Source organism: Chryseobacterium gambrini (assembly GCF_900156825.1).
GTDB classification, from domain to species: Bacteria; Bacteroidota; Bacteroidia; order Flavobacteriales; family Weeksellaceae; genus Chryseobacterium; species Chryseobacterium gambrini.
This window is the reverse complement of record NZ_FTOV01000002.1, coordinates 309665-332721: the sequence shown is the minus strand read 5'-3', so window position 1 is coordinate 332721 and position 23057 is coordinate 309665. Positions and strand designations below refer to the sequence as shown.

The 23057-nt window shown below is 35.0% G+C and carries 27 protein-coding genes and 1 pseudogene; 19 read left to right on the top strand and 9 right to left on the bottom strand.

Annotation, left to right across the window (positions count from 1 at the left end; translation table 11 throughout):
- Window positions 1-75 precede the first annotated feature (75 nt).
- Entirely contained in the window at window positions 76-660 is a 585-nt protein-coding gene (locus BW951_RS05145; protein ID WP_076390797.1) for a ribonuclease HII, read from the top strand.
- Between the two features lie 71 nt (window positions 661-731).
- Here the strand turns inward: BW951_RS05145 and yidC are convergent, their stop codons facing one another.
- Together yidC and BW951_RS05135 are read right to left on the bottom strand one after the other, a co-directional pair.
- Window positions 732-2552 (bottom strand): membrane protein insertase YidC, encoded by a 1821-nt coding sequence (yidC, locus tag BW951_RS05140; RefSeq protein WP_076390796.1) that lies wholly within the window; start codon window positions 2550-2552, stop codon window positions 732-734.
- A 183-nt stretch (window positions 2553-2735) separates the two neighbouring features.
- A complete protein-coding gene (locus BW951_RS05135; RefSeq protein WP_076390795.1) occupies window positions 2736-4343 on the bottom strand; it encodes a CTP synthase in 1608 nt (535 codons plus the stop codon).
- 92 nt (window positions 4344-4435) lie between these two features.
- Here BW951_RS05135 and BW951_RS05130 point away from each other — a divergent pair, with 92 nt between their 5' ends.
- Window positions 4436-4864 (top strand): hypothetical protein, encoded by a 429-nt coding sequence (locus BW951_RS05130; RefSeq protein ID WP_076390794.1) that lies wholly within the window; start codon window positions 4436-4438, stop codon window positions 4862-4864.
- A 64-nt stretch (window positions 4865-4928) separates the two neighbouring features.
- Here the strand turns inward: BW951_RS05130 and BW951_RS05125 are convergent, their stop codons facing one another.
- The gene (locus tag BW951_RS05125) at window positions 4929-5498 is read right to left on the bottom strand and encodes a YceI family protein (protein WP_076390793.1); all 570 of its coding nucleotides are present in this window, start codon (window positions 5496-5498) and stop codon (window positions 4929-4931) included.
- A 55-nt stretch (window positions 5499-5553) separates the two neighbouring features.
- Window positions 5554-5973 carry a hypothetical protein gene (locus BW951_RS05120; RefSeq protein WP_076390792.1) on the bottom strand — a complete coding sequence of 140 codons (420 nt, stop codon included), beginning with the start codon at window positions 5971-5973 and terminating at the stop codon, window positions 5554-5556.
- Between the two features lie 59 nt (window positions 5974-6032).
- Here BW951_RS05120 and radA point away from each other — a divergent pair, with 59 nt between their 5' ends.
- Genes radA through BW951_RS05100 form a run of 4 tightly spaced genes read left to right on the top strand, consistent with a single transcriptional unit; the run spans window position 6033 to window position 9371 of the window.
- A complete protein-coding gene (radA, locus tag BW951_RS05115; protein ID WP_076390791.1) occupies window positions 6033-7385 on the top strand; it encodes a DNA repair protein RadA in 1353 nt (450 codons plus the stop codon).
- Between the two features lie 23 nt (window positions 7386-7408).
- Window positions 7409-8077, top strand: coding sequence for a class I SAM-dependent methyltransferase (locus BW951_RS05110; protein WP_228427500.1), 669 nt, complete (start codon window positions 7409-7411; stop codon window positions 8075-8077).
- Window positions 8074-8781: a VanW family protein gene (locus tag BW951_RS05105; RefSeq protein WP_084196359.1), complete on the top strand. Its 708-nt coding sequence runs from the start codon at window positions 8074-8076 to the stop codon at window positions 8779-8781. The genes BW951_RS05110 and BW951_RS05105 overlap by 4 nt, the downstream gene beginning before the upstream one ends.
- Window positions 8778-9371: an acyl carrier protein phosphodiesterase gene (locus tag BW951_RS05100; RefSeq protein ID WP_076390789.1), complete on the top strand. Its 594-nt coding sequence runs from the start codon at window positions 8778-8780 to the stop codon at window positions 9369-9371. Before BW951_RS05105 ends, BW951_RS05100 begins: the two co-directional genes overlap by 4 nt.
- A 3-nt stretch (window positions 9372-9374) precedes the next feature.
- Here the strand turns inward: BW951_RS05100 and BW951_RS05095 are convergent, their stop codons facing one another.
- Both BW951_RS05095 and BW951_RS05090 read right to left on the bottom strand, forming a co-directional pair.
- A complete protein-coding gene (locus tag BW951_RS05095; protein WP_076390788.1) occupies window positions 9375-9875 on the bottom strand; it encodes a DUF6702 family protein in 501 nt (166 codons plus the stop codon).
- 164 nt (window positions 9876-10039) lie between these two features.
- Window positions 10040-10291, bottom strand: coding sequence for a hypothetical protein (locus tag BW951_RS05090; RefSeq protein WP_076390787.1), 252 nt, complete (start codon window positions 10289-10291; stop codon window positions 10040-10042).
- A 69-nt stretch (window positions 10292-10360) separates the two neighbouring features.
- Here BW951_RS05090 and BW951_RS05085 point away from each other — a divergent pair, with 69 nt between their 5' ends.
- The 8 genes from BW951_RS05085 (at window position 10361) to BW951_RS05050 (ending at window position 17811) form a co-directional block, all read left to right on the top strand.
- The gene (locus BW951_RS05085; RefSeq protein WP_076390786.1) at window positions 10361-10939 is read left to right on the top strand and encodes a HupE/UreJ family protein; all 579 of its coding nucleotides are present in this window, start codon (window positions 10361-10363) and stop codon (window positions 10937-10939) included.
- 68 nt (window positions 10940-11007) lie between these two features.
- On the top strand, window positions 11008-13392 hold the full coding sequence (locus BW951_RS05080) for a M1 family metallopeptidase (RefSeq protein WP_076390785.1): 2385 nt from the start codon (window positions 11008-11010) through the stop codon (window positions 13390-13392).
- A 54-nt stretch (window positions 13393-13446) separates the two neighbouring features.
- The gene (locus BW951_RS05075) at window positions 13447-14169 is read left to right on the top strand and encodes a DUF3108 domain-containing protein (protein ID WP_076390784.1); all 723 of its coding nucleotides are present in this window, start codon (window positions 13447-13449) and stop codon (window positions 14167-14169) included.
- A 148-nt stretch (window positions 14170-14317) separates the two neighbouring features.
- On the top strand, window positions 14318-14596 hold the full coding sequence (locus tag BW951_RS05070) for a co-chaperone GroES (protein WP_029295711.1): 279 nt from the start codon (window positions 14318-14320) through the stop codon (window positions 14594-14596).
- Between the two features lie 47 nt (window positions 14597-14643).
- Window positions 14644-15000 carry a four helix bundle protein gene (locus tag BW951_RS05065; RefSeq protein WP_076390783.1) on the top strand — a complete coding sequence of 119 codons (357 nt, stop codon included), beginning with the start codon at window positions 14644-14646 and terminating at the stop codon, window positions 14998-15000.
- 74 nt (window positions 15001-15074) lie between these two features.
- Window positions 15075-16700, top strand: coding sequence for a chaperonin GroEL (gene groL, locus BW951_RS05060; RefSeq protein ID WP_076390782.1), 1626 nt, complete (start codon window positions 15075-15077; stop codon window positions 16698-16700).
- 443 nt (window positions 16701-17143) lie between these two features.
- Entirely contained in the window at window positions 17144-17488 is a 345-nt protein-coding gene (locus tag BW951_RS05055) for a hypothetical protein (protein ID WP_076390781.1), read from the top strand.
- A gap of 14 nt (window positions 17489-17502) precedes the next feature.
- A complete protein-coding gene (locus BW951_RS05050; RefSeq protein WP_076390780.1) occupies window positions 17503-17811 on the top strand; it encodes a hypothetical protein in 309 nt (102 codons plus the stop codon).
- Between the two features lie 254 nt (window positions 17812-18065).
- Here BW951_RS05050 and BW951_RS05045 read toward each other — a convergent pair whose 3' ends face one another.
- Window positions 18066-18296, bottom strand: coding sequence for a helix-turn-helix domain-containing protein (locus BW951_RS05045; RefSeq protein ID WP_228427498.1), 231 nt, complete (start codon window positions 18294-18296; stop codon window positions 18066-18068).
- A gap of 303 nt (window positions 18297-18599) precedes the next feature.
- Between BW951_RS05045 and BW951_RS05040 the strand changes: the two genes are divergently transcribed.
- The 3 genes from BW951_RS05040 (at window position 18600) to BW951_RS05030 (ending at window position 20553) form a co-directional block, all read left to right on the top strand.
- Window positions 18600-18782, top strand: coding sequence for a SymE family type I addiction module toxin (locus BW951_RS05040; protein WP_076390779.1), 183 nt, complete (start codon window positions 18600-18602; stop codon window positions 18780-18782).
- A 301-nt stretch (window positions 18783-19083) separates the two neighbouring features.
- The gene (locus BW951_RS05035) at window positions 19084-19992 is read left to right on the top strand and encodes a hypothetical protein (protein ID WP_076390778.1); all 909 of its coding nucleotides are present in this window, start codon (window positions 19084-19086) and stop codon (window positions 19990-19992) included.
- Window positions 19993-20097: 105 nt separating this feature from the next.
- Window positions 20098-20553: a hypothetical protein gene (locus BW951_RS05030; protein ID WP_139326104.1), complete on the top strand. Its 456-nt coding sequence runs from the start codon at window positions 20098-20100 to the stop codon at window positions 20551-20553.
- Window positions 20554-20712: 159 nt separating this feature from the next.
- Here BW951_RS05030 and BW951_RS05025 read toward each other — a convergent pair.
- A pseudogene (locus BW951_RS05025) lies at window positions 20713-20907 on the bottom strand (helix-turn-helix domain-containing protein); the annotation flags it as partial.
- Window positions 20908-20976: 69 nt separating this feature from the next.
- A complete protein-coding gene (locus BW951_RS05020; protein ID WP_076390775.1) occupies window positions 20977-21234 on the bottom strand; it encodes a hypothetical protein in 258 nt (85 codons plus the stop codon).
- Between the two features lie 315 nt (window positions 21235-21549).
- Here BW951_RS05020 and BW951_RS05015 point away from each other — a divergent pair, with 315 nt between their 5' ends.
- A complete protein-coding gene (locus BW951_RS05015; RefSeq protein WP_228427496.1) occupies window positions 21550-21726 on the top strand; it encodes a SymE family type I addiction module toxin in 177 nt (58 codons plus the stop codon).
- 558 nt (window positions 21727-22284) lie between these two features.
- Window positions 22285-23031: an SDR family NAD(P)-dependent oxidoreductase gene (locus BW951_RS05005; protein WP_076390772.1), complete on the top strand. Its 747-nt coding sequence runs from the start codon at window positions 22285-22287 to the stop codon at window positions 23029-23031.
- Window positions 23032-23057: the final 26 nt, after the last annotated feature.

The following is a 23057-nucleotide window of genomic DNA, read 5'->3' as shown; positions in this document are numbered from 1 at the left end:
TTCTTAAAGTAACCAAATATTTTGTTAAAAATCTTTAATATTGCATGATTTTACCTTGGTGAAATAGCGGAAATTATGGATTTAATAAAAAAATGGTCGATTTTTTATGTTGAAGCAGGTTGCGATGAAGTGGGTCGAGGCTGTTTATCCGGACCTGTGGTAGCTGCTGCAGTGATTTTGGATGAAAATTTTAACCAAAATTTGGTTAACGATTCCAAAAAGTTAAATTTTAAGACAAGAATGGATCTTGACAGCTACATCAAAGATAATGTTAAAGATTACGCAGTTGCAGAACTTTCTCCCGCATTTATAGATCAGCATAATATACTGAATGCAAGCATCCATGCCATGCATCAGGCTTTGGATAAATTAATAATAAGACCTGAATTGATTTTAGTAGACGGAAACAGATTTCATCCTTACAATTTTATTCCTCATGAATGTATTATCAAAGGAGATTCTAAAGTCTTGTCTATTGCTGCTGCTTCTATTTTAGCAAAAAATTACAGAGACAAATTAATGATCGAACTTCATGAAGAGCATCCCGAATATGGCTGGAACACAAATTTTGGCTATGCTACTAAGAAACATCAGGAAGCGCTGATAAAATTCGGACCGACTAAATATCACAGACAGTCTTTCAGGTTGAAATATGACTAATATTGAATATTTGAAGTAAAAAAGAGAGGCAAAATTAAATTTACCTCTCTTTTTTTGTATTATAGAAAATGTTATTTTTTCTTTCTCTGTTGCTGTTGCACGTTTTGCTGCTCCTGAGCTTTCTCCATCATCTCTCTCATACGCTTCTGGAATTTCCCTTCCGTTTTAGGCTTTTCTTTATTTGCCTGAATCTGCGCATGGATTTTCTTCTCATCCAGAATTACATATTTAATCACCAATATAATTAAGATGTTAATTGCATTCGATACGAAATAATACCAGGAAAGACCGGATGCCGAAGTATTCAGGAAGAATAAGAAGGTAACCGGGAAGATGTACATTAAGACCTTCATATTAGGCATTCCTTCTTGTTGTGGCTGCTGCATATTTCCTGAAGTCATTACGGTGTAAATTAAGATCACCACGGTACAAGCCAAAGCGAAAACACTTAAATGGTCTCCAAGGAAAGGAACTTTAAAAGGCAATTTTATCAAATCATCATAAGCCGTTAAATCTTTTGCAAACCAGAATCCTTTACCTCTAAGATCAATAAAGTTCGGGAAGAAACGGAATAATGCATAGAAAATAGGAATCTGTACCAACGCCGGCAAACATCCCGCCATCTGATTAACTCCCGCTTTTCGATAAACCTCCATCGTAGCCTGCTGCTTTTTCATCGGATCTGCATCCTTGAATTTGGCATTTACCTCATCAATTTCCGGACGGATCACTCTCATCATCGCGCTTAATTTGTGCTGTTTATACATAATTGGCGATAAGATTAGTTTCACAATAATTGTCATTAAGAAAATTACCCAACCTGCAGATAATCCCCATCCAGCAATTACACTGTAAAGCCACATAAAGAAATAACGGTTCATCCATCCGATGAAAGACCAACCTAAAGGAAGAATTTCATCAAAGTTTTTATCATACGTTTTTAATAATGGTAAATCCAAAGGCATAAAGTACCACGTGAAATCCTGATTCAGTTCACTTCCGGTCATCTGAACAAAACCTTCATAGCTTAATTTTTTCAGATACTCCCCTTCTTCGATGGCTTCCTGATTTCCTTTACTTTGGGTAAATCCTGTTTTAGATTCAATTACAGAAGCGAAGAACTGCTGTTTAACCCCGATCCAGTTAAGCGTTTCTTTGTCTTCCTCCATCGTTGTTCTTCCATCGTAATCATAATCTTTATAATTATTGAAAGCATAAGAGAATTCTGAGTGAGACTGTTCCTGCGCTCTACCTTTTTCAAGGTTTCTTACGCTGTAATCCCAGATAAAATCTGCTTTATTATCAGACGTAATTTTTGCCAGTCCCTGTGTTCTTACTTTAAAATCCAGAGCATACTGATCTTTCAGTTCTGCTTTTGGATTATTGTTTAATGAATATACAAACTGAATGGTTGCACCATTATAATTGGCTGTTAGCGTAGCAACATTTCCATTGACAACAGGAGCAAAAACTAACTCTTTAGTATTGATAATTTTTCCCGTTTTATCTTTAAACTGAAAACCGTAGTTGGAGTTATTTTTCGTGATCAGGTAAAGCGGAAGATCTGCATTATCTGTTTTATGATCGTATGCTTTGTATTTTGCAAGTTCCACTTTAGAAACCTGCCCTCCTAAACTGTTGAATTCAATTTTCAATTCATTATTCGCCAGAGTTGCCGTCTGAATTGAGCCGGGAGTTACATTTGGATTGATATTGGTTGCCTGAGTCTGTTTTACGGCATTTTTAGCCTGTTCAGTTTTCTGCTGCTGAGCTTTTACTGCATCTTCTTTCGATTGTTTGTTTTGGAAATAAAACATGAAACCGAAAAGAACTAAGCATAAAACCGCAAAACTAATAATCTGACTTTTATCGAGTCCGTTGTTCTGTTGCATTTTATCTTTAATTAAAATTTTTACCTATTAAATAATATATAGTAAACGCTATACATTTTCGAGTCGACAAAAATACTGTTTTTTTATCAAAACTCTATTCTTTAATGCATTACTATATAATAAACTCAGGCTGAGAATAATCAGTCTGAGTTTATTTATGACGTTTGTAATTTTTAAATTACTTTATTTTGAAGTACATGCTTTAATAAAAGCTCTGAATAAAGGATGCGGTGTTGCAACCGTACTTTTGTATTCAGGGTGATACTGAACGCCTACATAGAAAGGGTGATCCGGCATTTCCAACGCTTCAACTAATCCTGTTTCAGGGTTTGTTCCCGTTGCTAAGAAACCATTTTTCTCGAATTCACCAATGTAATCGCTGTTGAATTCATATCTGTGACGGTGTCTTTCCGTAATATTTTTTGCTCCGTAGATTTCATTTAATTTAGAACCGTTTTTCAAAGAACATTTCCATGCTCCAAGACGCATTGTTCCTCCTTTATCTACTACATTTTTCTGTTCTTCCATTAAAGAAATTACAGGATGCTCCGTAGAAGTATCGAATTCCATAGAGTTCGCTTTAGTGTACCCTAAAACATTTCTAGCGAATTCAATCGTCATAATCTGCATTCCCAAACAAATTCCCAACATCGGAATTTTATTTTCTCTTGCATATTGAGCCGTAAGAACTTTTCCTTCAATCCCTCTGTCTCCGAATCCCGGTGCAACCAAAATTCCGCTTACTCCGGATAAAGTTTCTTTAATATTTTCAGAAGTTAAATCTCCACTATAAACCCATCTTACCTTCACTTCCGTTTCAAGATCTGCTCCGGCATGTTTGAAAGCCTCTGCAATTGAGATGTATGAATCCTGAAGAGAAACATATTTTCCAACCAACGCAATTTCGACCGATTTTTTAGGATTCTGGAATTTCTTTAAGAACGATTTCCAGTCTTTAAGATCCGCTTCTTTATCACTTTTCAGATCCAATTCTTTAAGAACCACATCGTCGAAATTTTGTTTCTGAAGGTACATTGGAACCTCATAGATTGTATCTAAATCTTTACATTCAATTACATTATCTAAAGGAACGTTACAGAACTGAGCCAGTTTCGCTCTCTGATCTTTCGGGATCTTATGCTCCGTACGGCAAACCAAAACATCCGCCATAATTCCGCTCTCCATCAACTGACGAACAGAATGCTGAGAAGGTTTTGTTTTTAACTCTCCGCTTGAAGCCAGATAAGGCAACAAAGTAAGATGAATTACCATAGAATTTTTCTCACCCAACTCCCACTTCAACTGACGAACTGTTTCGATGTAAGGTAAAGATTCGATATCCCCCACAGTTCCGCCGATTTCTGTAATGATGATATCGTAGTTCTGTTTGGATAAGATTTTAATTCTGCGTTTGATTTCGTTGGTAATATGAGGAATTACCTGAACCGTTTTTCCAAGGAAATCTCCTTTTCTTTCCTTTTCGATTACCGTCTGGTAGATTTTTCCTGTCGTAACGTTATTGTTTTGGGAAGTAGGAGCATCAAGGTAACGCTCGTAGTGACCTAAATCCAGATCCGTCTCCGCACCATCTTCGGTTACATAGCATTCTCCGTGTTCGTAAGGATTCAAAGTTCCCGGATCGATATTGATATAAGGATCAAGCTTTTGAATAGTTACATTGAAGCCACGCGATTTTAGTAGAAGTCCAAGAGAAGCTGAAACGATTCCCTTTCCCAAAGATGAAGTTACACCTCCTGTCACAAAGATGTACTTTGTATTCTTTTTACTCATTAGATTAGGTTTGTGCAAAGTTAGGGGAAAAAGAAATACAAAGCAATTTTGTATCTAAATTTGATTATGTATTTTAGTCTGTTAAATTTTTAATGATGAAAATTATCAATCAATTAGTCTATTTAAAACAGGTTGAACTTATTCCCGAAAATGGTCTGTTATTAAAATTCGACAATTTGCAGATTTGGGGAATCAATAGTCTCAACAGTTATTTTTCAGATCGCTTTCAGGATTATTACGACGGAATATTTGTTTACTTCAAAGAAAACGTTCTAAATTACCATTTACTATTTAAAAGTCACATTGGAGAACAACTGTACATTGAAATTTCAAATCAAAATTTAAATGTATGGTATGCAGAATATTTTGATCATATTGATGATAGAAATACGGTGGATAATCTTGAAGAAATAGAAATCTTAGATTTTAAGTTTGAAAGAATAGAAAAAACAGCTCAGGATTGGAAAGAAGAATACCAAGAATTAGAAAAAACCTATCTTGATTTGCTGTCAAAAAAATAATCAAAAATTAAAAAAGGCTCTCAACATCTGAAAACCTTTCTTAATCAATATTACTGTGTAAAAACTATATTTTGGTCATTTCAAAATACAGATTAACATCTACTTCTTTAGCAACTCCAGTTCCTGTAGGATCATATTTAATATCGTAATCCAAACGGTTTACGGTAAAACTTGTTTGGAAACCCATCACTTCTTTTCCTTGTTTGTTTTTCGCTATTCCACCGAAAGTTACGGGAACAGAGATATCTCTGGTTACGTCTTTTATGGTTAATTTCCCTTTTAGAGTGTAGGTATTATTTTTATCCTTCTTCATAGACGTCGTTACGAAACTCATCGTCGGATATTTTTCTGCACTGAAAAAGTCTTCGCTTTTCAAATGCTTATCTCTCATTTCAACCCCCGTATTAATGGTGTTTACCTCAACCGTAAAATTAAGGTCTGCATTTTCTAAAGTATTGCCTTTTGTGGAAGCCTTCCCGTCAAACTTATCAAATCTTCCCTGCACAAAGCTGATTCCCATATGTTTGATGTTGAAATTAACAGAAGAATGCATCGGATCTACCGCCCAGTCTGTCTGCGCAAAACTGAAAACACTTAGTAATGTAAATACAAAGGTTAAAAGTAATTTTTTCATTGTATAATATTTTGAATTAATTGTTGTACAAAGGTAAGCTACTTATAACAACGAACTATTGATCTATGTTATTTTTTGATTTTGCTAAATTTATTTTTGAATATAATCTATCTATTAAAAACATCATCAGTAAAACAAAAAAAGAATTCAGATACAATAAAAAATCTAAAAACAGAATTTCTTCACCCCCCGTAAAATAAGCGAAAGGATTTGCTCCGCTAATAATTAATGTAAATAGATAAATAATTTCAAATAAAAATGCATTCTTCAGAATCGTATTGTAAGTTTTATTGAAAATCAAAACCGTTAAAAATCCTATCGCAGAAACCATTAAACCGCTTAGTAAGACCGCAATCGGAGCCATTGCGATTCCGCCTGATTTTCCATCTGTAAAAACTAAAGACCAATCTGTAAACTGAGCATTCAGAAGACTCATCACCACAAAAACCATCAAACTCAGGAAAATATTTTTCATGGTTGAAAATTAATTAAAATTCGAAAGAAAAATTCAAAAAAAATTTTGAACTTCGCAGTATGGCAAAACTCAAAACAGCATATTTCTGTCAGAACTGCGGAACCCAGTATTCCCAATGGATGGGACAATGCAAAAACTGCGGACAATGGAATACCTTGGTGGAAGAAGTGGTGGAAAAAACAACTTCACACAAAACGCCGCCTTTTTCAAAGACCAAACAGCACGTCATCAATATCGTAGAAGTTGAAACCAATGAAGAACCGAGAATAAAAACACCTTCCGAAGAACTCAACAGGGTTTTGGGAGGCGGAATTGTCTTAGGATCTGTCACCCTGATCGGTGGAGAACCGGGAATCGGTAAGTCTACCCTGCTCCTTCAATTGGCTTTGAAAATGAAGAAAAAAGTTTTCTATGTTTCGGGGGAAGAAAGTGCTTCTCAAATTAAAATGAGAGCCGACCGTCTGACTGATATCCAAAATCCCAACTGTTTTCTTTTTACAGAAACCAATCTGGAAAAAATTCTCCATGAAGCTAAAAAACTGGAGCCCGACTTTGTGATTATCGATTCCATTCAGACATTGCAGTCACAGCTCATTGAAAGTTCGCCGGGAACGGTTTCCCAGATCCGCGAATGCTCCAATGAGATTATTAAATACGCCAAAGAAAACAACGTTCCTGTGTTTTTGGTAGGTCACATCACCAAAGACGGACAAATTGCCGGTCCGAAAGTTCTGGAACACATGGTGGATGTGGTTTTAAATTTCGATGGCGACAGAAATCATCTTTTCAGATTATTGAGAGCCAACAAAAACCGTTTCGGATCGACTTCCGAGATCGGGATTTATGAAATGATTTCTCAGGGTTTAAAGGAAATTAAAAATCCATCGGAAATTTTAATCACCAAAAAATTTGAAGAACTTTCCGGAAATTCGGTGGCGGTAACTTTGGAAGGAAACCGTCCGATGCTGTTGGAAATTCAGGCTTTGGTAAGTACCGCAGTTTACGGAACACCGCAGAGAAGTTCCACAGGTTTTGATGCCAAAAGATTAAATATGCTTCTCGCGGTTCTCGAAAAAAGAGCAGGTTTTCAACTCGGAGCAAAAGACGTTTTCTTAAATATTACCGGAGGAATAAAAACCGATGATCCGGCTTTAGATTTAGCGGTTGTCGCTTCCATTCTTTCATCGAATGAAGATATTGCCATTTCCGAGCATTACTGTTTTGCGGGAGAAATTGGTTTAAGTGGCGAAATCCGTCCGATTGCACAGGCGGAACAGAGAATTACCGAAGCGGAGAAATTGGGCTACGAAAAGATTTTCATTTCTAATCTGAACAAATTACCGAAGAAAAAATTCGGGATTAAAATAGAAGAGGTAAGCAAAATTGAGGATTTTCATGAAAGATTATTTTAATTAAAAACACAAAATATTAAATGATGAAAACCAGCATCCTCAATTACTATAATCATCTTGCAAAAACCTATGACGAAAACCGTTTCGGGAATTCCTACGGAAAATACATCGATGATCAGGAAAGAGCATTTTTAAATTCCTTTTTTAGAAATAAAAGTTATTCAAAAGTTCTGGATTTAGGTTGCGGAACAGGAAGATTGCTGAATTTTGCCACTCACGGCGCAGATTTCAGTGAAGAAATGCTGAATATTGCCCGAAAAAAATATCCTGAAAAAATTTTAACGAAAGGAGAAATTTCAAAAATCCCTTTTGTGGATGAATTTGACTGTATTTTCTGTTTCCACGTCATCATGCATCAAAACAGAAAGGAAACGGAAGCTTTTTTAGATGAATGCTTTTCGAAATTAACCAAAAACGGAACTTTAATTTTCGATTATCCTACGAAAAACAGACGAAAAGTTGTTTCTCCACAGGAAGATTGGCACGCTGGAAACAGTTTTACACCAAAAGAAATTTCTGAATTATCCGGAAAACGATGGAAAATTAAAAATACAGCCGGAGTTTTACTGTTCCCCATTCACAGAATTCCGAAAAAACTGAGAAGATATTTTCTGTCTCTGGATATTTTTCTGTGTAAAACCGTTCTGAAAAACTGGGCTTCCTATCAAATTGCTGTTTTAGAAAAACGATGAAACAAAAGATAAAAAAATGGATTCCCCATCATTGGAAATTGCAGTTGAAATTATTGCAGCGGTATTTCGGTGAACGAAAAACAAAATATGTTTATTCAAAAGACTACAGTTCCGAAAACATCGGAGAATATAAAATTGAGCTTCGGCAGGTCATAAAAAAAGGAGAATTTTATGAGAACAAACTTCATAATCTGAAAATTGTCGGAGAAAAAATCAACCATCTGATTATTTATCCCAACGAAGTTTTTTCTTTCTGGAAACTGATCGGAAAACCGAATGAGAAAAATAATTTTAAAGAAGGAAGAAATTTAATTAAAAACAATATTTCGAGTGATTTTGGAGGCGGAATTTGTCAGTTTTCTTCAATTTTATACTTTTTGGCATTACAGTCAGGCTTAAAAATCATTGAAAGATTTCCTCATTCCATAGACATTTATAAAGATCATGAGCGTTTTACGCCTTTAGGTTCAGATTGTACCGTGGTTTACGGCTACAAAGATTTACAGTTTCAGAATACGCTTTCGTTTCCGGTTCAGTTGCAATGTTTTGTGAATGATGAAGAACTTTATGTCTGTTTTCTTTCACCGGAAGAAATCGTTTTGAATACAATCAATTTCAATTATTCTGAAACAGAAAACGGAGTGTGGGTTGAAACTTTACAGAACGGTAAAGTTTTACTTAAAAATTTCTATATTCGTTTATGAATTATTTGGCGCATTCCTTTCTTACTTTTACAGACGGACAGATTGTCGGTCAGTTTTTGGAAGATTTCATTAAAAACAGAGACCGCTATTCTTTTCCGAAAGATATTCAGGACGGGATCACTTTACACCGCGCTATTGATACTTTTACAGACGGTCATCCTGCCATTCATGAAGCAAAAAAAGTCTTTGCACCTTTGGTAAGATTGTATGCCGGAGCTTTTGTGGATGTTTCTATGGATTATTTTGTAGCCAATGATTTAAGTCTGAATTCTCTGGAAGGCTGGAAAAATCATTCCCGAAAAGTTTACCGTGTTTTGAATGAAAACTATGAATTTCTTCCCGAAAACTTCAGGATAATGCTTGAAAAAATGGAAGAAGGCGACTGGCTCTACAATTACCGTTTCGAGAAAAACATCGGTTACAGTATGAGAAACGTTCTGAACAAGGCAAAATATTTAAACATTGATATTCCCGTTCACGAAGCTTTTTTAAAGAATAAAGATTTTCTTCAGGAATGTTATAATGATTTTTTTCCTGATTTATCAGAACACGCCAAAGGAATCAATGCACTTTTACAGCTCGAAAATTAATTTTTAAAACTGCTGAAATAAATAACGGTTCGGATAGGTTAATTTTTCGCTTTTCCGGTTTCCGTTAACGATGATGTGGACGATATTGATCTGATCGTCAAACAAATTATACAGGAAACTTACCGCTGCTTCTACTTTTTTAGGGTTATCTATTTTTTCAGATTCGAGGTAAATATTTACCGATTCGTGATCTTCTTCGTAGCCTACATAATTAACGTTCAGAAATTTATTATTGCCTTTTAACTTAAAATATTCTGCAGAATAATTTTTAAGAGATTCGTTGAGCTGTGCTTTGAATTTCGGATCGTTGAAATGAAGTGATTTGCTGTATTTATTGTTCAGTCCGTTTTCCAGATCATCCAGAAAAAACCGTCCTGTAATTTCAAACGTTTTGGATTTCTGATTGTAATTAATTTCTAAAGAACCTACATGATAAGGATGTTTTGCCTTTGTAAAAGAGAAAAATATAATTAAGACGGTAAAGAAGAAAAACAGTTTTTTCATTGTAATAAATCAAGGATTTTTTGTGGATCTTGTCGCATATCGAAGAACAGAAGAACTTTAATTTTAGTCTCGCTTTCTTTTCGGAAGAACATTCTTACGTGTTTTTTGCCGATTAAAACACACTCTCTTAAGAAATTCGATATTCTCGGCTAAAGTGTTTTTTTCTATTTCTGAGAATTCAATCTGCATATTTCTTCATCAATAAACTTAAAGAAATCTTTTTTCGAGATCATATCTTTTTCCTCAAGGCTGTCTGCATAATCTGCCAGTTTATCAATAAACCATTTCGGTGTTCCGTCTTCATAAAATTCTTCCTCTTCTTTTACACAAACAGATTTCACTCCTTTTATTTTTTCTAAAAGTTGTTTGATAAAGACAAAATCTTCAGCATTTTCTAATTCTATGTTAACAAGCATACCATTGAATTTTATAACAAAGTTAAAATAAATTTTGTATCATCGCGTTTCAAAAATAATATTGGAAAAATGCAGGATTTTTTATTCTATCTGAACCTCGGCTGGGAACACATTATTTCTTTGGATGCACTCGATCATCAGCTTTTTGTTCTGGCTTTAATTGCAGTGTATTCTTTTAGCGATCTAAAGAAAGTTTTAATTCTTGTCACCGCTTTCACCATCGGACATTCCATTACTTTGGCATTAAGCACTTTTGATATCATAAGAATCAATTCGGATTGGGTGGAGTTTCTGATTCCGCTAACGATTGTTTTAACTTCGCTGAATAATATTCTTATTCGGAATAAAAAACAGTCTCAAAATAACGCCAATTATTATTTAGCCTTAATTTTCGGACTGATCCACGGAATGGGCTTTGCGAATACTGCAAGAGTGATGATTGCCAAAAGCCAGAGTATTGCCTTTCCTCTTTTAGGGTTTAATATCGGTTTGGAATTGGGACAGATCGCTATTGTTTTCGGGATTCTAATACTGCTCTTTATTTTGCTTAAACTATTCAAAGTAAACCAGAAAGACTGGATTCTTTTTGTCTCTTCCGGCGTATTTGCTTTATCCTTAAAAATGACATTAGAAAGAATTCCTTTTTAACGCTGAAACATTTTCAAATTTTCAGCTACTTATTATTATATTTGAAAATCTTTAAAACAATTTCGGTTATGAAACTAAAAGTTGCCATACTTTCACTTTCTGTATTTGCGTATACAGGTTTCACCGCACAGAATATTCAGAATAATCCGGGAAGCAACCACGGAAATAAATTCGAACAGTTAGGAACCATTCTTCCTACGCCTAATATCTACAGAACCGCTTCCGGAGCTCCCGGTCACGGCTATTGGCAAAACAGAGCCGATTACGAGATCAATGCTTACCTTGATGAAGACAAAAGAAATTTAAAAGGTTCTGAAACCATTACGTATTACAATAATTCTCCGGACGATCTTGATTATATCTGGCTTCAGCTTGATGAGAATCAACAGTCAACGGTAAAGAAAGCGGACTTCCCTTTCTCTTCTACCCTTCCGAAAGCGACAACAGACCAACAGTTGAAAGCTTCTGAAGTTCCGGCAATCGATAATGGTTACGGAGTAAATCTTGAAAAAGTAACAGATGCTTCAGGAAATCCTTTGAAATATACCGTCAATAAAACCATGATGCGTATTGATCTTCCTAAAGTTCTGAAAAAAGGAGAAAAACTGGTTTTCAAAGTAGACTGGAACTACAATATCCCGAACCGAATGAAAATGGGTGGTCGTGGCGGTTACGAAAACTTCCCTGAAGAAGGAAACGATCTTTACACCATGACGCAATGGTATCCGAGAATGTGCGTATACAGCGATTTCCACGGATGGCAGAATCATCAGTTTACGGGAAGAGGAGAATTTGCGCTGGTTTTCGGAAATTTTAAAGTTTCGATGAATGTTCCCGCAGATCATGTTGTGGGTGGAACAGGAGAATGTAAAAACTATGATCAGGTTTTAACATCTGAGCAGTTGGCAAGATATAACAAGTCTAAAACTTCTACTGAACCTGTAGAAATCGTGACTCTGGATGAAGCTAAAAAAGCGGAGAAAAATCATTCCAAGCAGAGAAAAACATGGACTTTTGAAGCAAATGACGTGAGAGATTTCGCATGGACTTCATCAAGAAAATTTGTGTGGGACGGAATGGGCGTTACCATTCCTGAAAACAACAATAAAGTAATGGCAATGAGCTTTTATCCTAAAGAAGCTTATGGATTATACAGAAAATATTCTACAAAAGCAGTTGCGCATACAATCAAAACCTACTCAGAATTTACGATTCCTTATCCGTATCCTGTTGCACAGTCTGTGGAAGCAGCAAACGGAATGGAATATCCGATGATCTGCTTCAATTACGGAAGAACGGAAAAAGACGGAACCTATTCAGAAGGAATTAAAAACGGAATGTTGGGCGTTGTGATCCACGAGGTGGGACATAATTTCTTCCCGATGATCATTAATTCGGACGAAAGACAGTGGAGCTGGATGGACGAAGGTTTAAATACTTTCGTGGAATACCTTACAGAAGAAAAATGGGATAATAAGTTCCCTTCAAAAAGAGGTCCGGCGTGGACGATTGTGGATTACATGAAACTTCCGAAAGATCAACTGGAGCCGATTATGAGCAATTCTGAAAACATTATTCAGTTTGGGCCGAATGCGTATTCCAAACCGGCAACCGGATTGAATATTCTTCGTGAAACGATCATGGGAAGAGAACTTTTTGATAAAGCTTTTAAAACCTATGCGAAAAGATGGGCTTTCAGACATCCTGAACCTGCAGATTTTTTTAGAACGATGGAAGACGCAAGCGGTGAAGATCTTGACTGGTTCTGGAGAGGATGGTTCTACGGAACGGATCCTGTAGATATCACGATTGATAAAGTGACGATTGCAACTCCGGATCTGAATACTGCTCCAAGAGAAGCCAAAGAAAATAAATATAAAGTTGATAAACCTGCCCTGAACGAATTTGAAGACATTTCAAAAATCAGAAACAGAGAAGACAAAAACATTACGTTCTACGTAGACAAAGACAAGGAAGCACAGGATTTCTATTACAGATACGACAGAGGTCAGGAAAAAGTGGATAACAATAAGGAGTACGTTTCCAAATTCGACGGAACCGAACCTTTAACGCAGAAAGAAAAAGATAAATTTAAAAATCTTACCGCTTATCAAATTGATTTCGTGAACAAAGGAGGTTTGGTAATGCCGATTATTTTAGAATTTACTTTTGAAGACGGAACAAAACTTACCGACAAATCTTCTGCACAGATCTGGAGAATGAACGAGCAGAAAGTTTCTAAAACGTATTATTTTGAAAAGAAATTAAAATCTGTTCAGCTAGATCCGATGAGAGAAACTGCCGATATTGATACTTCCAATAATTTCTGGAGCAACGACGGCGGAACAGCACAGATTTCCAAATTCGATCTCTTTAAGCAGAAAGAAGCAGGAAATGCAAGAGGCGCTTCCAACGGAAAAGTAAACCCGATGCAGGCTGCAGGGAAAAAATAAGCCGAAAAGTTCTGTAACTTTTACATAAAGGGCACTACTTATTGTTAAAAAATCATGAGACTATTTCTGATCCTTTTAATAATGAGCAGTGCCCAATTTTTTGCTCAGAAAACCATTGTTCCAAGTAATGTAAAACTGGAATCCCAATACATTAAAGATGAAATATCCGATGCAGTATGGTACGCTGCAAAAGGTGACCAGAAAATAGAAATCGGGAAAATAACCTCTGAGGTAAAAAAATTAGACAAAAACAGACTTCTTCTTAAAACTACGGTAAAGATGAATCAGGCTCCGGATAAACCATGGACGGATTCTACGGTGGTTAGAATTTCAGATTTTCAGCCGATGTATCATTCTTCCTACAATATGATGAGAGACATGGTGATTAAGTTTGAAAAAAATAAAGCAACAGGATATTATTTCGATAAAAAAGCACAGAAAAAAGACATTATCAACGAAAAAATTTCTACTGAATATTTTGACAGCAATGCGTATCCCGCAATCATAAGATTTATGCCTCTAAAAGAAAATTTATCTGTGGAAATTCCGATTTTCGATTATAATCCGGCTGCTAAAAAAGGCGTTATAAAAGCCTATGTGGAAAATGTAATCCGAGGAGATCTTAATGGTAAGAAAGTTTGGATCGTAAAAACAACAGATGACATTCAAGACAGAAAGTCCGTTGTTACTTACTACATCGATACTTCAACAAGAAAAGTTTTGAAACAGGAAATAGATTCCGACGGAAGAAAAATAGTTATGGAATCTGTGAAATAATTCATTAAAAGTTTGTCTAACGGCAAGCTTTTTTTTCTGCCAAAATTTCCGCTCGGCAAAAATTAGTCTGCCAAAATTTTCTTTTGTCTCTGTTGGCATACAATTAGAGAATTACAACACAGAAATAATTAAAAAAATTAAATATATTATGTCAGTAAACTTTAAACCATTAGCAGACAGAGTTTTGATCGAGCCGATCGCTGCAGAAACTAAAACAGCTTCAGGTATTATTATTCCGGACACCGCAAAAGAAAAACCTCAGGAAGGTACTGTTGTGGCAGTTGGCCCGGGCAAAAAAGATGAGCCTACAACTGTAAAAGTGGGTGACAAAGTTCTTTACGGGAAATATTCAGGTTCTGAATTGAAATTGGAAGGAAAGGATTATTTAATTGTAAAAGAAGGAGATTTACTAGGAATAATTGGCTAATAGCTTTTTGCTTCTGGCAGATGGCTTTCCAGCATTGAAAATAGTAAATGAGAGATTTCAAAAAATTTGAAGTTTGGCAATTAAGCCATCAACTGACTTTAAAAATTTATACCTCAACCAAAAATTTTCCAAAGGAAGAAATGTTTGGGTTGACCTCTCAAATCAGGAGATCATTTGCTTCTATCGGATATAATATTTCGGAAGGAAGCGGAAGAAATTCAGATAAAGAGTTTGCTAATTTCATCAATATTGCGCTGGGATCATCCAACGAAGCAGAAAACCAATTAATTCTTGCTAAAGATTTAGATTACATTAATGAAAATGAATACCAAAATCTTTCAGAAGAATTAACCCTGCTAAAAAAGAAGCTTGTCACGCTTTGGAACAGGCTTAACGGAAATTAAAATCAAATTATAAAAAATAAACCGCGAATTGCTAAAGCCAAAAGCTAAAAGCAAATCGCCAAAAGCTTAAAACAATGGCAAAAGAAATAAAATTCGATATCGAATCAAGAGACGCTTTAAAAAGAGGTGTTGATGCATTGGCTAATGCAGTAAAAGTAACTTTAGGACCAAAAGGAAGAAACGTGGTAATCGAAAAATCTTTCGGTGCGCCTCACGTTACCAAAGACGGAGTTTCAGTTGCAAAAGAAATCGAACTTGAAGACAGAGTAGAAAACATGGGAGCGCAAATGGTAAAAGAAGTGGCTTCCAAAACCAATGATATCGCAGGAGACGGTACTACTACCGCTACTGTTCTGGCACAGGCTATCGTAAGAGAAGGTCTTAAAAACGTAGCTGCAGGTGCAAACCCAATGGATTTGAAAAGAGGGATCGACAAAGCGGTTGCAACAGTGGTTGAAAACCTGAAAGCTCAGTCTCAGGAAGTTGGAGATTCTACAGATAAAGTAAAGCAGGTAGCTTCTGTTTCTGCTAACAACGACGAAACAATCGGTGCTTTAATCGCTGAAGCGTTCGGAAAAGTAGGTAAAGAAGGAGTTATTACAGTAGAAGAAGCTAAAGGAATCGATACAACGGTAGACGTTGTAGAAGGTATGCAGTTCGACAGAGGGTATCAGTCGCCGTATTTCGTGACGAATCCTGAAAAAATGTTGGCTGAACTTGAAAATCCATACATCCTTTTGGTTGAGAAAAAAATCTCTTCCATGAAAGAATTGCTTCCTGTTCTTGAACCAATTGCTCAGGGAGGAAAATCTTTATTAATTATCTCTGAAGAAGTTGAAGGAGAAGCTTTGGCAACTTTAGTGGTAAACAAATTGAGAGGTTCTCTTAAAATTGCTGCGGTAAAAGCGCCTGGATTCGGAGACAGAAGAAAAGCAATGTTGGAAGATATCGCGATCTTAACAGGAGGACAAGTTATTTCTGAAGAGCAAGGTTTCACAATGGAAAACATCTCTTTAGATATGTTGGGAACTGCTGAAAAAGTTTCTATCGATAAAGACAACACAACGATCGTAAACGGTGGTGGTGACGACAGCAAAATCAAAGGAAGAGTTGCACAGATCAAAGCTCAGATGGAAACGACTACTTCTGACTACGACAGAGAGAAACTTCAGGAAAGACTGGCTAAATTAGCAGGAGGTGTTGCTGTACTTTACGTAGGTGCTGCTTCTGAAGTGGAAATGAAGGAGAAAAAAGACAGAGTGGACGATGCGCTTCACGCAACAAGAGCTGCTGTAGAAGAAGGTATTGTTGCAGGTGGTGGTGTTGCTTTGGTAAGAGCAATCGCTTCTCTTGAAAGCCTTTCCGGTGCAAATGCAGACGAAAATACAGGAATCAAGATCGTAAAAAGAGCGATCGAAGAGCCATTGAGACAAATCGTTGCCAACGCAGGAGGAGAAGGTTCTGTAATCGTTGCTAAAGTAGCAGAAGGAAGCGGAGATTTCGGGTACAATGCTAAAACAGACGAGTATGTAAACATGCTAGAAGCAGGGATCATCGATCCTACAAAAGTAACAAGAGTTGCCCTTGAAAACGCAGCTTCTGTTTCAGGAATGCTTTTAACAACTGAATGTGTAATCACAGAAGTGAAAAAAGACGAACCAGCAATGCCAATGGGTGGCGGAATGCCGGGAATGATGTAACGGTCAGCGACCGAGGCAAATATATATATAAACCGTTCAGATTTTTCTGGGCGGTTTTGATTTCTAAGCAAATATATAATTAACTGGATGTAAATTTCACCATTTTGTCACAATCAATAAATATTCGACTTTAATGATTATGTTTTTATATATAAAGCATAAAATTTAAATCAAAATTATTGATTGTCCGTTTATTAACCTAAAGCTTCGACAGGCTCAGCTTGACATCGCTAAAAATCAAGCGTTTAGTATTAGAGGTGTCACACTGAGCTTGTCGAAGTGCCTATTATAAATGATTGATTTTCATATCAATGCATAGTAATAGGTTGTTTAACGGATATTCAATCAAAATTAGAAAGTTATGAACACATATTATATAGATAAATTTAACGCAATGCGTAAATTTAATTTAAAAGTTATGTGAAACTCAAAAACCAAACAATATGTATATCGAATTAATTAGAGAAAAAATCGCTGAAAAACTAAATAACTCTGTAGACTTTTGGAGTCATTGCTTAACCGACACTAACCCTGGAAATTATGGTATAAATGAGTGGGAGGTGAATGCAATCAAGCAAAATATTCAGGTTGATATACCAAATAGAAACTTTACATTCAAAAAAGTAAAATTCAACTTTGACATTAGACTAGACTCAAGTGGTAAAGATGGGTTTAATAAAAGTTTTTCCGTTTTAGTAGATGGTGAAGGAGAATTTGATTTTCTTGAAAACGAAATAATAAATTTAAAACAATTAAAATTAACTACAAATTTGGACTTATACTCTTAATATAAAATTTAGATATGAAAGATATTTACAATCAAATAATCGAAAATACAAAGAAAATTTCGGTTGAACAAGAATACTTTAGCCTACCTGAAATTGAAAATGCTGAAGTTAAAATAGAAGATTTAGAAGCAACTGGTTCAACTCTTCTAAAAAGAAGATACATTATTGAAAATGAAGATGGAAAAATCGAAATAATGTATGAGTCGAAAGATAAATGTAGAGTACATCAAATCAATCCAGATTGGAATAAAGTAGAGATTATATTTACTGACAAGAATGGCAAGATAGAGAGTTTTACCGATGGCTGGTCCGATAAAATGTAAAAACTTTTCCCCATTTGGTGCGAACTTCTCGCTCATATCAATAAATATAAAAACCACTCAACTGCAAGAGTGGTTTTTCATTTTATAACAACCTCGATATAGCAGATTTCCAATCCACAATTTTTCCCTACCCGATGTCGCGGATTTACAATCCGTGACATTCCCTACCTAAGAACCTCATTCAAAAAATTTCCAATCAACGCTTATACAATATAAAAATTTAAATCACGGATTGCAAATCTGCGATATCGAGTTTACTCATCAATTTTATATTTTTCTATATCAAAGTCAAAATCGAATAGTTCTTTTGGCGGAATTTTAAAGGCTGAAGCCATTTTAAGAATAGTTTCAATGGTTGGATTTCCTTTACCGTTTTCAAACTTATTATAATTACTGGAATCGAAAACGGAATTTTGAGCAACAGCGTCCATAGAATTGTATTTCTCCTTCCTAATCTCCTTGAGATGTTCAGAAAAACTCTTCATATACATCTTTAAAACGTCTTTGCTATCCATTATTTCTATAATTAATAGCAATTTTGGAAATTCAATCAAATATTTCATGGTAATATATTACCATTATTAAAAATTATATTATATTTGTTGAATAAAAGCAATAAAGCTCAATATAAAATCAATTACTTATTTAGAGATAGAAAAACACAATTTATCATATACCCTTGGTTTGTATAGGCAGGAAGTTCAGGCATTTTTACAACTTCCTCCTGTACAGCCAGAAAAATTTAAAAACAAATAACCAAAACCAAATTTATCATTTAACAACACATCATGATGAATTCAAGAAAACTTAAAATTTATTCAAGATTTCAGAAAAGCAGCAACAAACTCATCATCGTTCCGGAAATCCGCCTCAGAGGAAAATGGCTTGATGAAATAGGCTTCGGAGAAGGAAAAATGGTGAATATTCAGCAGAAGAAAAACAAGATTATCATTACGGTGGATGAATTGTAAATAAAATTCAATTTGAAAAAATAATCTTTATGCTTCTTGGAACTAAATTTTGCTTTTTGAAAATTAAAATTCTTATATTCGGCTCCTTATATTTAAAAACTAAATACGAATGAAAATCGAATTAGAAACCCTACTTTCATTTGAACATGAAAATTTCCCAAAATTCTTGATATAGATATTGATGAAAATTGCTATCAATTCCCAAAGACTGCTGAAAAGAATTAGGTTCTCAATTGATAATTTTTCATAAAGAAAATTTTGCCTCCACAATATTAAAAAAAACTAATAAAATTACAAAACCATGAGTTTTTATTTCACTATCCAATCAGAAAAAGAAATCACGTACAGACAATTAATCAACGAGCTGCCTCTCGAAAATATAGAATTTGGTCACTTAGAAGACATTGATGATTATATTGGGGAAAATAATTACAAAGCTTTTATTAAAAATAAATCTACACGCGGCGTAAATTTAAGCTATCGCGAACAAAATTATTCCGTAAGCCTGAATGTAATTGCCAGTGAAGCCGATTTTGAAATTGCATTACATATTGTTGAAGCCCTCTCCAAACTTACAGAAGCTGAAATATTACCAGAAGACAGAGAAACTCCTATTGACATAGTTACCTTTAGAAAGAATTATGACAAGAACTGGATAGAAGAAGAAAAATATCTGGGAGTAAGTATTTTCTTAGACAAAATAGGTAATGAAGGAGATACTTTAGAAATAGGATGCTGTTATATGAGTTATCTGGTCGGTCCCGATATTCATAAAAAGCTGGATGCAGGTTCCGAGAAATCTTATTACGAAGGATTAGTAGGCTATATCAGCAGCACACAATTTTGGGACAGAGAAAAATACCATATTCCAAGTGTTATAAGATTTACAGATAAAGATACGGATGAAGATAAGGAGCTTATTCTTTTATACCAAAATGGAAATCAGTTTCTAAGCAAAGCAGATGAAGTAGTTTTATCAGACGGAGAATCCAGAATTAAAATTCCGTATGATAAAATAAAATTACTGGCAACTGAAAAATTTCATTTAGTAGATGAGAAACAATATGTAGTGGATGAATTAACAGATGAAGAGTATAAAAATATTTATCTGAAGGCAGTGGAAATTTCTTCTGTAAATAAGTCTGAAAATACAACAAAGCCAGAATCTGAAATCAGAACCCAAAAGAAATGGTGGAAATTTTGGAAGTAATAACGGGTTGAAATGAAACATTTGTGAAAATTGCTTTATATTTTAGTAAAAACAAAAAACAAGACCATGAATTTCAGGCAAATTTTATCAAAACCAGAAAAGAAAATGAAAGTAATTTTAACTTATAGGATTGACGAATCTGATATAAGAAATTCTGAATTTGCTAATTTTAAAATTGTGGATTTTTCTGACGTTCTTCAAAAAAATAATTATGATCCTTCAAAAGATTCAGAGCTTAATAAACTTGAATACCTTTCTAAAGTGATCATTAGTTCGGAAGATAATATTGTAATTTACAACACAGGATCGAATCTGGAAGATTTTGATACCCTGTCTGAAATGTTAAAGCCGTACAAATTAATCATCGACAATATTTTGGTACCCAACGAATCCAAAAGAAAACAACAACTTATTTATGGACAAAAAGCGTATAGAGAGCATAATCGCTGGCTGAATTTTTACCCCGGAGAAATTGAAGAGAATCATAAGTACTTTGAACAGATAATTAACACTTTAAAAGAAAAGTATCGAAGTACTGAAACAAAAATATCAGAGATATAAAAATCTGAATCCTGATAATCTACTTTAGACATTCCTGAATGTTTAGAGAAAAAAAAATCCGATAGCGAATTTGTAATCTATGCTTTTACAATATGAAAATTAAAATCACGGATTGCAAATCCGCTATATCGAGGATGAAAAGTTACAATCTCTAATATATCATTTTAAATCCACCAGTTCTGAAAGAGAAATATCCAAAGCAATAGCCAATTCCAGTAAAGTATAAAGTGTAGGATTTACTTTTCCGTTTTCCAATTTTTCAATTGCCTGTCGGTCTTTATTACAGGCACGAGCAAAATCCGACTGGCTCCACCCTTTCTGTTTGCGAAGCCTAATAATTCTTTTACCCAATTCTGTCTTTAGGCTGTTCTCTGGTAATAATCCGCGACATCATGTTTTATAGTAAAGAACCTTACCATTTAGTTATTTATCCAGTCCAGAATAATACTCTTCAAAATCAAAAACAATATCAAATAATTCTTTTGGATGTATTCTTAATCCAGTAGCAATTTCAATGAAAGTACTGAGTTGACAATCGATTTTGTTATTGGCAACATCACTAATTCTTGCCGCTGTAACATTGCATTTTTCAGAAATCTTAGAATAAGGAACCTCTCCTTTTATTTCTTTTATTTTTTCTGAAACCAGTTTTTTGATTTCATCGGTTTTAAACTCGTTCATAATTGCACTCTTTTGTGCAAATTGAAATTATTAGCATAAATTATCATTACCGAATTCGGTAATGATAAAATATTTTTACTACATTTGCCGAACAATTAATTGATTAGAATAAGTTTATTACGGTTGATGAAATATAAAATCATTAAATGTCGTAATAAATTGCCTATTTAGAGATAAAAAAACACAATTTATCATATACCCTTGGTTTGTATAGGCAGGAAGTTCAGGTATTTTTATAACTTCCTCCTGTACAGCCAGAAAAATGTAAAAACAAATAACCAAAACCAAATTTATCAGATAACAAAAAACACCATGATGAATTCAAGAAAACTTAAAATCCATTCAAGATTTCAGAAAAGCAGCAATCAACTCATCATCGTTCCGGAAATAAGGCTCAGAGGAAAATGGCTTGATGAACTGGGTTTCGGAAAAGGAAAAACTATACACATCCAGCAAAAGAAAAAGAAGCTCACCATTACTGTTACGAACTAGCAAAATCTGAAAATGCATTTCGTTTCCCGCAGACTGCGCGAGACTTCCGGCGTTTGCAGGAAATGTAAAACAACCTTGTTTGGAATCTCCTGCAACTGCATTTGGTTTCCCGCAAGTTGCGCAAGATCTCCGGAGTACTCCGGAAGTTTAAAACAACCTTGTTTGGAATCTCCTGCAACTGTATTTGGTTTCCCGCAGATTGCGCAAGACTTCCGTAGTACTCCGGAAGTATAAAACAACCTTGTTTGTAATCTCCTGCAACTGCATTTGATTTCCCACAAACTGCGCAAGACCTCCGGAGTACTCCGGAAGTGTAAAACAACCATGTTTGGAACTAACGGAGAACACGATAGCGCAGATTTGCAAGCAAATTAAAGTCACGGATTGCAAATCCGCGACATCGGTATTTGACGCAATACGTAAATTTAGACGTTAGTTGTAATTTTACCGAAACACTGTTCCAAATCAAACCTCACAGAAAAACAATTTGAACTTTACGGAAAAACAATATCATTGAAGCTGTTTTAATTTTGTTAAATAATTTTAAAATAGAATAAAATGGCAAAGACAGTAATTATCACAGGTGGAACAACAGGTATTGGCAAAGCAACGGCTTTACATTTTGCAAAAAATGGATACAATGTTGTTATTACAAGTAGAAATGCGAACAAAGAAACGGAAGTTTTGGAAGAATTTAAAAAAGAAGGTGCAGAGGTAACTTTCTTTCCTTTGGACGTAACGCAGGAAGAACAAGTTAAAAACGTAATCGATAAAACGGTAGAAAAATTTGGAAAATTAGATTCTATCGTGAATAATTCAGGAGTTTCTTTAGGAAATGCTTTATTGGCTGATACAGAATCGGACGAACTGAAACAAATGCTGGAAACTAATGTAATGGGTGTTTATTACGGAATGAAACACGCCATTAATGCAATGTTGAAAACAGGTGGCGGAACTATCGTAAACCTTGCTTCCATAGCAGGTTTGAACGGATTAGTAAGCACAGCTCAATATAACGCTTCTAAACACGCCGTTGTGGGTTTAACCAAAGGAGGAGCATTGGATTATGCTACCAAAAATATTCGTATAAATGCAGTTGCACCGGGAGCAATTAAAACCGATATTTTGAAAAATGCAATTGCTTCGGGAACTTATGATGTTTCGGGAATTGAAGCATTGCACCCGATGAAACGTTTAGGGGAACCGGAAGATATTGCAAAAGGAATTTTCTTTTTGGCATCAGACGAAAATCCTTTTATGACAGGAACTGTATTGAGTATTGACGGTGGTTATAATGCAAAATAATCAAAATAAATAAAGTCCTAAATTGG

What these genes read in the sequence shown, in the direction of transcription:
- BW951_RS05145 (WP_076390797.1), top strand. Translation starts at nt 76, where the DNA reads ATGGATTTAATAAAAAAATGGTCGATTTTTTATGTTGAAGCAGGTTGC.
- yidC (WP_076390796.1), bottom strand. Translation starts at nt 2,552, where the DNA reads ATGCAACAGAACAACGGACTCGATAAAAGTCAGATTATTAGTTTTGCG.
- BW951_RS05135 (WP_076390795.1), bottom strand. Translation starts at nt 4,343, where the DNA reads ATGAGTAAAAAGAATACAAAGTACATCTTTGTGACAGGAGGTGTAACT.
- BW951_RS05130 (WP_076390794.1), top strand. Translation starts at nt 4,436, where the DNA reads ATGATGAAAATTATCAATCAATTAGTCTATTTAAAACAGGTTGAACTT.
- BW951_RS05125 (WP_076390793.1), bottom strand. Translation starts at nt 5,498, where the DNA reads ATGAAAAAATTACTTTTAACCTTTGTATTTACATTACTAAGTGTTTTC.
- BW951_RS05120 (WP_076390792.1), bottom strand. Translation starts at nt 5,973, where the DNA reads ATGAAAAATATTTTCCTGAGTTTGATGGTTTTTGTGGTGATGAGTCTT.
- radA (WP_076390791.1), top strand. Translation starts at nt 6,033, where the DNA reads ATGGCAAAACTCAAAACAGCATATTTCTGTCAGAACTGCGGAACCCAG.
- BW951_RS05110 (WP_228427500.1), top strand. Translation starts at nt 7,409, where the DNA reads ATGAAAACCAGCATCCTCAATTACTATAATCATCTTGCAAAAACCTAT.
- BW951_RS05105 (WP_084196359.1), top strand. Translation starts at nt 8,074, where the DNA reads ATGAAACAAAAGATAAAAAAATGGATTCCCCATCATTGGAAATTGCAG.
- BW951_RS05100 (WP_076390789.1), top strand. Translation starts at nt 8,778, where the DNA reads ATGAATTATTTGGCGCATTCCTTTCTTACTTTTACAGACGGACAGATT.
- BW951_RS05095 (WP_076390788.1), bottom strand. Translation starts at nt 9,875, where the DNA reads ATGAAAAAACTGTTTTTCTTCTTTACCGTCTTAATTATATTTTTCTCT.
- BW951_RS05090 (WP_076390787.1), bottom strand. Translation starts at nt 10,291, where the DNA reads ATGCTTGTTAACATAGAATTAGAAAATGCTGAAGATTTTGTCTTTATC.
- BW951_RS05085 (WP_076390786.1), top strand. Translation starts at nt 10,361, where the DNA reads ATGCAGGATTTTTTATTCTATCTGAACCTCGGCTGGGAACACATTATT.
- BW951_RS05080 (WP_076390785.1), top strand. Translation starts at nt 11,008, where the DNA reads ATGAAACTAAAAGTTGCCATACTTTCACTTTCTGTATTTGCGTATACA.
- BW951_RS05075 (WP_076390784.1), top strand. Translation starts at nt 13,447, where the DNA reads ATGAGACTATTTCTGATCCTTTTAATAATGAGCAGTGCCCAATTTTTT.
- BW951_RS05070 (WP_029295711.1), top strand. Translation starts at nt 14,318, where the DNA reads ATGTCAGTAAACTTTAAACCATTAGCAGACAGAGTTTTGATCGAGCCG.
- BW951_RS05065 (WP_076390783.1), top strand. Translation starts at nt 14,644, where the DNA reads ATGAGAGATTTCAAAAAATTTGAAGTTTGGCAATTAAGCCATCAACTG.
- groL (WP_076390782.1), top strand. Translation starts at nt 15,075, where the DNA reads ATGGCAAAAGAAATAAAATTCGATATCGAATCAAGAGACGCTTTAAAA.
- BW951_RS05055 (WP_076390781.1), top strand. Translation starts at nt 17,144, where the DNA reads ATGTATATCGAATTAATTAGAGAAAAAATCGCTGAAAAACTAAATAAC.
- BW951_RS05050 (WP_076390780.1), top strand. Translation starts at nt 17,503, where the DNA reads ATGAAAGATATTTACAATCAAATAATCGAAAATACAAAGAAAATTTCG.
- BW951_RS05045 (WP_228427498.1), bottom strand. Translation starts at nt 18,296, where the DNA reads ATGAAGAGTTTTTCTGAACATCTCAAGGAGATTAGGAAGGAGAAATAC.
- BW951_RS05040 (WP_076390779.1), top strand. Translation starts at nt 18,600, where the DNA reads ATGATGAATTCAAGAAAACTTAAAATTTATTCAAGATTTCAGAAAAGC.
- BW951_RS05035 (WP_076390778.1), top strand. Translation starts at nt 19,084, where the DNA reads ATGAGTTTTTATTTCACTATCCAATCAGAAAAAGAAATCACGTACAGA.
- BW951_RS05030 (WP_139326104.1), top strand. Translation starts at nt 20,098, where the DNA reads ATGAAAGTAATTTTAACTTATAGGATTGACGAATCTGATATAAGAAAT.
- BW951_RS05020 (WP_076390775.1), bottom strand. Translation starts at nt 21,234, where the DNA reads ATGAACGAGTTTAAAACCGATGAAATCAAAAAACTGGTTTCAGAAAAA.
- BW951_RS05015 (WP_228427496.1), top strand. Translation starts at nt 21,550, where the DNA reads ATGAATTCAAGAAAACTTAAAATCCATTCAAGATTTCAGAAAAGCAGC.
- BW951_RS05005 (WP_076390772.1), top strand. Translation starts at nt 22,285, where the DNA reads ATGGCAAAGACAGTAATTATCACAGGTGGAACAACAGGTATTGGCAAA.